The following is a 9,646-nucleotide window of genomic DNA, read 5'->3' as shown; positions in this document are numbered from 1 at the left end:
GTTCGGCCTTGACCAAGTCGCCATAGAGCGTGTCGCCCATGCCGTGCAGCTTCTGGAACTCGAAGCCGCGATTGTTGCCGGCGAGCTCCAGGATGGCGGCGAGCGTCTGGGCGTTGTGGGTGGCGAACATCGGGTAGAAGGCGTCGCCGCCGGCGAACAGCTCCTTCGCGCAGGCGAGATAGGAGACGTCGGTCGTGACCTTGCGGGTGAACACCGGATAGTCGGCATAGCCCATGGTCTGGGCCTTCTTCACCTCGCCGTCCCAGTAGGCGCCCTTGACCAGGCGCACCGGGATCCGCCGGGAGGTGCGGCTGGCGAGGTCGGCCAGCCACGGGATCACGTGGATGGCGCGCTTCTGGTAGGCCTGCACCGCGAGGCCCAGCCCGTTCCAGCCGCGCATGGCCTCTGAGGCGGCGAGCTGCTCCAGCAGGTCGAGCGAGGGTTCCAGTCGCTCGCTTTCCTCGGCATCGATGGTGACGGCCACGTCGAGCTGGCGGGCGCGTTCCAGGAGGCGGGCCAGGCGCGGCAGGAGCTCGGCCATGATCCGGCCGTGCTGGGCGTACTCGTAGCGCGGGTGCAGGGCGGAAAGCTTGATCGAGAGGGACGGGCGACGGAACAGGTCGGGCTGGGGGGCGGCCCCGGCGGCCACCCGTTCCAGGGCGTGGAGATAGCTGGCGAGGTAGCGTTTGGCGTCCTCGTCGGTGCGGGCGGCCTCGCCCAGCATGTCGTAGGAATAGAGATAGCCCTGGCGCTCCGCCGACTTCGCCCGGCCGACCGCCTGGTCGATGGTCTGGCCCAGCACGAACTGGTGGCCCAGCACCTTCATGGCCTGCTTCAGCGCCTCGCGGATCACCGGCTCGCCGAGCCGGCCGACCATGCGGGAGATCCGGTGGACGAAGCCTTGGCCGCTGTCCTCCAGGCTGAGCAGCCGGCCGGTCAGCATCAGGCCATAGGTCGAGGCGTTGATCAGGAAGCTGTCGGACGCGGCGACCTTCTTCTGCCAGTCCGTGTCGCCGATCTTGTCGCGGATCAAAAGGTCGGCGGTCTCGACGTCGGGGACGCGCAGCAGCGCCTCGGCCAGGCACATCAGCGCGACACCTTCGTCGGTGTCGAGCGCATAGGCGTGCATGAATGCCTCGACCCCGCCGGCCGCCACCGCGTCCTTGCGCAGCTTCTCGGCCATGGCGCGGGCCTGGGCGGTGATGCGCTGGCGGCGCTCGGGCGTGAACGAGACCCGGGAAAGGAGGCGGGCGGCGGCCGCGTCCTCGTCCTCGTGATAGGCCGTGCGAATCGCCTCGCGCAGCGGCGACGGATCGATCGGCGGCAGCTCGGTCAGGATCGGCGTCAGCGCCATCACGGCATCTCCGCAGGCAGGTTCCACGCCGATTGGACGCCAGTCGGCGCCGGCGCACAATGGCTGCCCGGTGTCAGGCGCCCCTGGCGTTGCGGCGGCGATGGCCGGCAGCGGCCCGGCTGCTGCCCTCGCGGCCGAGCAGGGCGGTGACCGTCTCGCCGACCGCGACCAACCGGTCGAAGTCGACGCCGTGGCGCACGCCCAGCCCGTCCAGCAGGTAGACCAGGTCCTCGGTGGCGAGATTGCCGGCGGCCCCCGGGGCGAACGGGCAGCCGCCAAGCCCGGCCACGCTGCTGTCCACCGTCCGCACGCCCAGCTCCAGGGCGGTGAGCACGTTGGCCAGTGCCTGGCCCATCGTGTCGTGGGCATGGATCGCCAGCCGATCGATCCCGACACTGGCGGCACAGGCCCGCACCACCGCCGCGATCCGGGCAGACGTGCCGACGCCGATCGTGTCGCCCAGCGAGATCTCCTGGCAGCCCATGCCCGCCAGCGCCTCTGCCACCTCGACCACGCGTGCGATCGGCACCTCGCCCTCGAACGGGCAGCCGGCCACGCAGGACAGGTAGCCGCGCAGGCTCAAGCCCGCGCCCTTGGCCTTGGCGGCGACCTCGTCGATCCGGGCGAGCGTCGCCTCGATCCCGGCGCCGCCGTTGCGCTGCGAGAAGGTCTCGCTGGCTGCGGCGAATACCGCCACCTCGCGGGCACCGGCGTCGATCGCGGTCCGCAGGCCGCGCCGGTTCGGCACCAGGACCGGCAGCCGCACGTCTTCCAGCTCACGCAGCCCCTCCAGCACCGCATCGCTGCCGGCCATGGCAGGGACCAGGTCGAAGCGGACGAAGGCACCGGCCTCGATCGTGCGCAAGCCGGCGCCGGCCAGGCCACGGACCATGGCGATGCGCTGCTCGACGCTCAGCAGGCGGGCCTCGTTCTGCAGCCCGTCGCGCGCCCCCACCTCGACGATCCGGACCTCGGGCGGCACGCCCGCCAGCGGGTCAAAGCTCACGGCGCCAGCTCCACCAGCATCTGCCCGGCCACAGCCCGATCGCCCTCAGCGACCGCCACGGCAACCACCCGGCCGCAGCAGGGGGCCAAGAGCCGGTGCTCCATCTTCATGGCGTCCAGCACCACCAGCAACTGGCCCTTCTCGACCTCCATCCCGACCTCCGCGCACAACTGGGCCACCCGGCCCGGCAGCGGTGCCCGGATGGCGGACTCGTCGACCGTTTCCGATACGGAGCCGGCCGCGTCCTCGAGGCGCAGCCGTACCCCGCGATCAACCAGCAGGACGCTCTCGGGTTCGTTGCGCAGCACCACGCGGCGGCGATGGCCGTCCACCTCGATCGCGACCTCGTCCGGGTGCTCGGTCCAGGAGAGACGGAACCGGTGAGTCTGGCCATCGACCTGGGCGGCGAACCCGCCCGGCAGGTGTAGCACCCGGACCGGCCCGGCGGCGAAGCGGACGGTCTCCTCGGCCTGCAGGTTCATGCGCCAGGGCGTGTCCTGGAACCATGGGTCGGCCGGTCGGGGCGGCCTTGCCGCCACCTTGGCCGCAGCCGCGATCGCCAGATCCTCGGGTGTGGCCTCAGGCTCCTGGACGAGCGCCGGCAGGGTCCGCTCCAGCCAGAGCGGATCGATGCGCTGGGCGCGGAACTCCGGGTCGCGCAGGATCCTGGCCAGGAGCGGGATGTTGGTGACGATGCCCTCGATCCGAAGCGCTGCCAGGGCCGCCGAGGCCTTTGCCAGCGCATCGTCGCGGTCCTGGCCGTGCACGATCAGCTTGGCGAGCAGGCTGTCGAACTCGGCGCCGACCGTCATGCCTTCGAGGAGGCCATGGTCGACCCGCGCATCTGCCGGCAGGTCCAGCCGGCTGATCCGGCCCGTGGTCGGGCGCAGCCCATGGGCGGGATCCTCGGCGCAGATGCGCAACTCCACGGCGTGGCCGGTACAAGACGGCCGCTCGGCGGGGAGCGTTTCGCCGCTGGCGATGCGCAGCTGCCAGGCTACCAGGTCCAGGCCGGTGACCAGCTCGGTGACCGGATGCTCCACCTGCAGGCGGGTGTTGACCTCGATCAGGTGCCAGCCGCCCTCGGGATCCAGGAGGAACTCGACGGTGGCGGCTCCGGCATAGTCGGTGGCCGCGACCAAGCGGACGGCGGCCTCGCCCAGGGCCGCGCGCGTCGCCTGGTCCAGGAAGCTGGCCGGCGCCTCCTCGATCACCTTCTGGTGCCGGCGCTGCAGGGTGCAGTCGCGCTCGCCCAAGGCGAGCACACGGCCGTGCCGGTCGGCCAGGACCTGGACCTCGACGTGGCGCGGCCGCTCGACCAGCCGTTCCAGGATCAGCGTGCCGTCGCCGAACGCGGCCTCTGCCTCGGCCCGGGCGGACGCCAGCAGCTCCGCTAGGCCGTTCATGCCCTGCACCACTCGCATTCCGCGCCCGCCACCGCCCGCCGCGGCCTTGACCAGCAGGGGAAAGCCGATCCGCTGCGCCGCCTCGGCCAGACGGGCCTGGTCGGCGCCGTCATCGCCCGGCAGGACCGGGATGCTCAGCGAAGCGGCGAGCCGGCGGGCGGCCGCCTTGGAGCCCAGCATCGCCATGGCAGCGGCCGAAGGGCCGACGAAGGTCAGGCCGGCCGCGGCGACGGCCTCGGCAAAGGCCGGGCTCTCGGAAAGAAAGCCGTAGCCGGGATGGATCGCATCGGCCCCGCTGCGGCGGGCGGCGGCGAGCAGCCGGTCGATCGAAAGATAGGTCTCGGCAGCGCTCTCGCCGCCGAGATCGATCGCCTCGTTGGCCAGCGCCACATGGCGGGCGTCGCGGTCGGGCGTGCCGAACACTGCGACAGTGCGGATGCCCATGGCGGCAGCGGTGCGGAAGATCCGGCAGGCGATCTCGCCCCGGTTGGCGACCAGCAGCTTCCTCATCCGCCGGGTACCCAGGAGGGCGGGCGTCTGGCGAAGAAGGCGTCGATGCCCTCGCGCGCCTCGCCGGTGGCTCTGCGGGCGGCGATCGCCTGCACGGTGGCGCCGGCCACGAGGCTGCCGCCCTGGGGGCTGGCCGCGACCAGGCCGATGACCCGCTTGGCTTCGGCGATCGCGCCGGGAGCCCCCTGGAGGAGTTCGGCGGTCAGCTCGTCGGCGCGGGCCTGCAGCCGGTCGGGTTCGACGACTTCGTGGACGATACCGAGTTCTCGTGCCACCGCCGCGTCGAACCGCTCGGCGGTGAGGAACCAGCGTCGGGCCTGACGGGGGCCGAGGGCGCGCAGGACGAACGGCGCCACGATCGCCGGTACCAGGCCCAGGCGCACCTCGGTGAGACCGAACCTCGTACCTTCGGCAGCAAGGGCGATGTCGGCGGCGCAGACCAGGCCCAGCGCCCCGGCCATGGCGACACCATGGGCCAGGCAGATCGTCGCCTGCGGCAGCTGGTCGAAGGCCACCAGCATCTCGCACAGCCGGGTAGCGTCCGCCTGGTTCTCCTCGGGCGAGAAGGCCGCGGACCGGCGCATCCATTCCAGGTCGGCGCCGCTGCAAAAGGCCGGCCCCGTCCCCTGCAGCACCACCACCCGCGCGGAATCGTCGAACGCCAGCTCGGCGAAGCGCTCATGCAGCGAGGCGATCAGCGCCTCGTCCAGGGCATTGCGCCGCTCCGGGCGATCGAGGGTCAGGGTGACGACGGGGCCTTGACGTTCGCAGCGCAGCGTCATGGGCTACATCCGGAAGATGCCGAACCTGGTCTCCGGGACCGGTTCGGCCAGGGTGGCAGCGAGCGAGAGGGCCAGGATCTGGCGGGTATCGGCGGGGTCGATGATGCCGTCGTCCCAGAGCCGGGCGGTGGCATGGTAGGGATCGCCCTGCCGGGCGTACTGTGCGCGGATCGGCGCCTCGAAGGCGGCCTGCTCCTCGGCGGTCCAGTTCCCGCCCTTGGCTTCGATGGCGTCACGGCGCACGGTGGACAGCACGGTGGCCGCCTGCTCGCCGCCCATCACGGAGATCCGCGCGTTCGGCCAGGCCCAGAGGAAGCGCGGGTCGTACGCCCTACCGGCCATGGCGTAGTTGCCGGCGCCGAAGCTGCCGCCGACCATAAGGGTGATCTTGGGCACCTCGACGCAGGCCACGGCGTGCACCAGCTTCGCCCCTTCCTTGGCGATGCCGCCCTCCTCGTAGCTGCGCCCGACCATGAAGCCTGCGATGTTCTGGACGAACAGGAGCGGCAGGCGGCGCCGGCAGCACAGCTCGATGAAATGGGTGCCCTTGGCGGCACTCTCGGCGAACAGGATTCCGTCATTGGCGAGGATGCCGAGCGGCATGCCCCACAGATGGGCAAAGCCGGTCACCAGTGTCGAACCGAAGCGCGGCTTGAACTCGTCCAGCCGCGAGCCATCCAGGATGCGCGCCAGCAGTTCCCGGATCGGCCAGGGCTCGCGCACGTCCTCCGGGACCAGGCCGTACAGCTCGTCCGCCGGGTAGAGCGGCGGCTCCGGCACCGCGGCGCTGGGTGACGGTGGTGGCGGCGCGAGTGATGCCACCGCGGCGCGGGCGAGATCCAGCGCATGGAGATCGTTGTCGGCCAGCTGGTCGGCCACGCCGGAAACGCGCGTGTGCATCTCGGCTCCGCCCAGTTCCTCGGCGCTCACCACCTCGCCGGTCGCAGCCTTCACCAAGGGTGGCCCGCCCAGGAAGATGGTGCCCTGGTTGCGGACGATGACGGCGAGGTCGGCCATGGCCGGGACATAGGCGCCGCCCGCGGTGCAGGAGCCCATCACCACCGCGATTTGCGGGATGTTCTCCGCGGACATGCGCGCCTGGTGGTAGAAGATCCGGCCGAAATGCTCGCGGTCGGGGAAGACCTCGTCCTGGGCGGGCAGGAACGCCCCGCCGCTGTCGACCAGATAGATGCAGGGCAGCCGGTTCTCTCGTGCGATCCGCTGGGCGCGCAGATGCTTCTTCACGGTGAGCGGGTAGTAGGTACCGCCCTTCACCGTGGCGTCGTTGGCCACCACCATGCAGATGCGGCCCTCGATCCGGCCGACCCCGGCGACCAGCCCGGCCGATGGGACGGGATCGTCATAGACTTCCAGCGCTGCGAGCTGACCGATCTCCAAAAAGGCCGAGCCAGGGTCGAGCAGCCGGTCAATCCGCTCGCGGACGAACAGCTTGCCACGGGATTCGTGGCGGGCACGGGCGGCAGGGCCACCGCCTGCTGCCGCCTCGGCCGCACGGGCACGCAGGGTGGCGACCAGGGCCTGGTTGTGGCGCATCCGGGCCTGGAAGGTGGCAGAGTGGGGGTCGAGGGTGGAGCGGAGGAGGGTCACGACGCCAGTTTCGCCAGCGTCTCGACCCGGCCGGGATGCGAGGTGGCGAACATTCGCCTGGAGCGCAGATCAGCAAGGAGCCGATGGCGGTGCCCGAGCCCTTGCGCTGCTTCGCCACCGTCTTCCAAATGGATCGACTTGAACGCGATACTCACGCCGACGACCAAGCGGTCAATCACGATAGCCGCCCGCAAGCCATGCGGTGCGCCCGTCCCTCATCTGGCGAATGAGCTCTGCGCTGTCCGGGAAGACCTGATCGCCCCACATCTGCCGGCGTACGGCGCGCAGCCGCCCAACCCAGGCTTCCGCTTTTTCGGCTTCGACCTTCTCGTGGGCGGGCTCGTCCCTGGCGGCCCTTCGCAGGATCTCGCGCAGCTCCTGCTCGAGGGAGCGGCCCGCTGTCTGCGCACGTCGCTGCAGCGCCGCCACCACCTCCGGCTCTAGCTGATCGATCGTGATCTGCATCGCCCGTCTCCCCGTGCCGTTCCCTTATACGAAGCGACGGGGCCAGGGGCTACCAGCCGCCGGTGGCCAGCCAGCGCTCGACCTGGTCCAGGCGGTCCGCACCCCAGAAGGGCTCGCCGTCGACGATGACGAAGGGCGAGCCGAACACGCCGGCGGCGATCGCCCGGTCGGTCTCGTCCTTGAGGCGCTGCTTGATCGCCGGGTCGGCCAGGGTCGCCTGCAGCTCGTCGGCGCCGATGCCGAACGTGCCGGCGACCTCCAGGACCTGGTCGACCGTCGACATGTCGCGGCCTTCGCCCCAGTGCGCCTGGAACAGGGCCTGGGCGAAGCCGCGGGCGATATCCTGGTCGGCGTCGAACAGCCACCAGTAGGTCCTGGAGGCCGCCAGCGAGTTCATCGGCACGGTGGGCGGCATGACCAGCGGCGCGTTCATCAGCCGGGCGCTACGCGGCACATCGTGGAAGAAATAGGGGCCGCGCAGGGGTGCCTGGGCATTGGGCACCGAGCCGGACGCCTTGAACGCGGCCCCCAGCATGATCGGCCGCCACACGACCTCGCGCTCGTAGGCGACCGCGATGGAGTCGATTCGCAAGGAGGCCAGGTAGCCGTATGGGCTTGCGAACTCGAAGAAGAAGTCGATCGGCGCGGTCATCAGCCATCCAGCCCGGTCAGGCAGCGGCCGATCAGCCAGCGGCGGATCTCGGACGTGCCGGCGCCAATCTCGTAGAGCTTGGCGTCCCGCAACAGGCGCTCGGCCGGGTAGTCGCGGGTATAGCCGTTTCCGCCCAAAGTCTGGATGCCATCCAGTGCCGCAGCGGTGGCCGCCTCCGCGGCGAACATCAGGCAGCCGGCGGCATCCTCGCGGCTGGTCCTGCCGGCATCGGCGGCGCGCGCCACCGCATAGACCAGAGCGCGGGATGCCTGCAGCCGGGTGTAGAGGTCGGCGAGCTTGCCCTGGACGAGCTGGAAGGCGCCGATCGGCTGGCCGAACTGCTTGCGGCTGCGGGCATAGTCCAGCGCCAGGTCGAAGGCCGCCTGGTGGATGCCGAGCGGTCCGCCAGCCAGCACGATCCGCTCATAGTCCAGGCCGGACATCAGCACGCGCACGCCCCGGTCGACCTCGCCCAGCACCTGCTCGTCCGGGACGAAGGCATCTTCGAAGTGCAGAGGTGCCGTGGGCGAGCCGCGCATGCCGAGCTTGTCCAGCTTCGTGCCGACGCTGAAGCCGTCCGTCCCCTTGGTGACGATGAAGGCGGTGATGCCCTTGGGGCCCGGCCCGGGCGAGGTCCGGGCATAGACGATCAGCACGTTGGCCTCGGGTGCGTTGGTGATCCACATCTTCTGCCCGGTCAGGCGGAAGCCGCCCTCCACCCGCTCGGCGCGCGTGCGCATCGCGACCACATCGGAGCCCGCATCCGGCTCGGACATGGCGAGTGCCCCTACCTGGCTGCCGTCGATCAGGCCCGGCAGGAACCTTGCCTTCTGCTTGGGCGTGCCGTTCAGGCGGAGCTGGTTCACGCAGAGATTGGCATGGGCGCCATAGGACAGGCCCAGCGACGCGCTGGCGTAGGAAATCTCCTCCATGGCGACGACATGGGCGAGATAGCCGAGGCCGGTACCGCCTTCGGTTTCCGGCACCGTCATCCCGAGCAGGCCCAGGCTGCCGAGCTCCGGCCAGAGCTCGCGCGGGAAGCGGTCGTCGCGGTCGATGGACGCCGCTAGGGGCTCGATCCGCTCCCTGGCGAAGCGCCGTACCAGGTCGCGCAGCGCCTGGATCTCTTCGGGCAGGGCATGATCGAGCATCGGCGACCTCCGGGTGGGCTCCTCAGAGGAGCAGGATCGTGGCAAGGCCGAGAAAGGTCAGGAAGCCTACCACGTCGGTGGTGGTGGTGACGAACGCGGTGGATGCGATCGCCGGGTCCAGCTTCAGCCGGTTCAGGCCGATCGGGATGGCGGCACCGACCACGCCCGCCACCACCAGGTTCAGGAACATGGCGATCCCGAACACCAGGGCGAGCTCGCCCTGCCAGAACCACAGGAAAGCGGTCGCCACGGCGACGACGAAGAAGGCGCCGCCGTTCAGCACGCCGACCAAGCCCTCCTTGGCGAGCAGCCGCCAAGCCTCGCGCCGGCCGAGCCCACCCACCGCCAGTGCCCGCACGGTCACGGTGAGCGCCTGGGTCGCGGCATTGCCGCCCATGCTCGCCACCATCGGCATGAGCACGGCGAGTGCCGTGAGCTTGTCGATCGAATCCTCGAAGCGGCCGATCACCATGGAGGCGATCAGGGCGGTCACGATGTTGATGGCGAGCCAGGGCAGCCGGTTCAGTGTGGTGCGCCAGGCACCAGCATAGCGGTCGCTGTCGATCACGCCACCCAGGCGGAGCAGGTCGTCCTCGGCCTCCTCCTCGACCACTTCCAGGATGTCGTCGAGCGTGACCACGCCCATGAGCCGGCCGGCCGCGTCCACCACCGGTGCCGAGTTCAGCCCGTGGCGGCGGAAGATCCGGGCGAC

10 protein-coding genes are annotated in these 9,646 nt (G+C 70.7%); all 10 read right to left on the bottom strand.

Annotated elements, in window-relative coordinates; all coding sequences use genetic code 11:
- Positions 1–1,354 (bottom strand): proline dehydrogenase family protein (locus tag EQG76_RS18280; protein WP_200840911.1); only part of this gene is annotated, 1,354 nt, incomplete at its 3' end.
- A 73-nt stretch (positions 1,355–1,427) separates the two neighbouring features.
- Positions 1,428–2,360 carry a hydroxymethylglutaryl-CoA lyase gene (locus tag EQG76_RS18275; protein ID WP_235031436.1) on the bottom strand — a complete coding sequence of 311 codons (933 nt, stop codon included), beginning with the start codon at positions 2,358–2,360 and terminating at the stop codon, positions 1,428–1,430.
- Entirely contained in the window at positions 2,357–4,276 is a 1,920-nt protein-coding gene (locus EQG76_RS18270; RefSeq protein WP_159715813.1) for an acetyl/propionyl/methylcrotonyl-CoA carboxylase subunit alpha, read from the bottom strand. The genes EQG76_RS18275 and EQG76_RS18270 overlap by 4 nt, the downstream gene beginning before the upstream one ends.
- Positions 4,273–5,058, bottom strand: coding sequence for an enoyl-CoA hydratase-related protein (locus EQG76_RS18265; RefSeq protein WP_159715812.1), 786 nt, complete (start codon positions 5,056–5,058; stop codon positions 4,273–4,275). Before EQG76_RS18265 ends, EQG76_RS18270 begins: the two co-directional genes overlap by 4 nt.
- A 3-nt stretch (positions 5,059–5,061) precedes the next feature.
- On the bottom strand, positions 5,062–6,612 hold the full coding sequence (locus EQG76_RS18260) for a carboxyl transferase domain-containing protein (protein WP_159715814.1): 1,551 nt from the start codon (positions 6,610–6,612) through the stop codon (positions 5,062–5,064).
- A gap of 50 nt (positions 6,613–6,662) precedes the next feature.
- Positions 6,663–6,845 (bottom strand): hypothetical protein, encoded by a 183-nt coding sequence (locus tag EQG76_RS18255; protein ID WP_159715811.1) that lies wholly within the window; start codon positions 6,843–6,845, stop codon positions 6,663–6,665.
- Positions 6,838–7,131: a FitA-like ribbon-helix-helix domain-containing protein gene (locus EQG76_RS18250; RefSeq protein ID WP_159715810.1), complete on the bottom strand. Its 294-nt coding sequence runs from the start codon at positions 7,129–7,131 to the stop codon at positions 6,838–6,840. Before EQG76_RS18250 ends, EQG76_RS18255 begins: the two co-directional genes overlap by 8 nt.
- 49 nt (positions 7,132–7,180) lie before the next feature.
- Positions 7,181–7,783 (bottom strand): 2-hydroxychromene-2-carboxylate isomerase, encoded by a 603-nt coding sequence (locus EQG76_RS18245; protein ID WP_159715809.1) that lies wholly within the window; start codon positions 7,781–7,783, stop codon positions 7,181–7,183.
- Positions 7,783–8,934 (bottom strand): acyl-CoA dehydrogenase family protein, encoded by a 1,152-nt coding sequence (locus EQG76_RS18240; protein ID WP_159715808.1) that lies wholly within the window; start codon positions 8,932–8,934, stop codon positions 7,783–7,785. Before EQG76_RS18240 ends, EQG76_RS18245 begins: the two co-directional genes overlap by 1 nt.
- A 22-nt stretch (positions 8,935–8,956) precedes the next feature.
- Positions 8,957–9,646, bottom strand: a 690-nt coding sequence (locus EQG76_RS18235; RefSeq protein ID WP_159715807.1) for a magnesium transporter, incomplete at its 5' end; no start/stop codon positions are given.

Source organism: Geminicoccus flavidas (assembly GCF_009806515.1).
In the GTDB taxonomy this organism is placed as follows: domain Bacteria; phylum Pseudomonadota; class Alphaproteobacteria; order Geminicoccales; family Geminicoccaceae; genus Geminicoccus; species Geminicoccus flavidus.
Note: the sequence above shows the minus strand (reverse complement) of the source record. Positions and strands in the feature narration are given on the sequence as shown.

Bases quoted from the DNA above. Each gene is read 5' to 3' on its own strand.
- EQG76_RS18245 (WP_159715809.1), bottom strand. From the start codon at position 7,783: ATGACCGCGCCGATCGACTTCTTCTTCGAGTTCGCAAGCCCATACGGC.
- EQG76_RS18265 (WP_159715812.1), bottom strand. From the start codon at position 5,058: ATGACGCTGCGCTGCGAACGTCAAGGCCCCGTCGTCACCCTGACCCTC.
- EQG76_RS18250 (WP_159715810.1), bottom strand. From the start codon at position 7,131: ATGCAGATCACGATCGATCAGCTAGAGCCGGAGGTGGTGGCGGCGCTG.
- EQG76_RS18270 (WP_159715813.1), bottom strand. From the start codon at position 4,276: ATGAGGAAGCTGCTGGTCGCCAACCGGGGCGAGATCGCCTGCCGGATC.
- EQG76_RS18260 (WP_159715814.1), bottom strand. From the start codon at position 6,612: ATGCGCCACAACCAGGCCCTGGTCGCCACCCTGCGTGCCCGTGCGGCC.
- EQG76_RS18240 (WP_159715808.1), bottom strand. From the start codon at position 8,934: ATGCTCGATCATGCCCTGCCCGAAGAGATCCAGGCGCTGCGCGACCTG.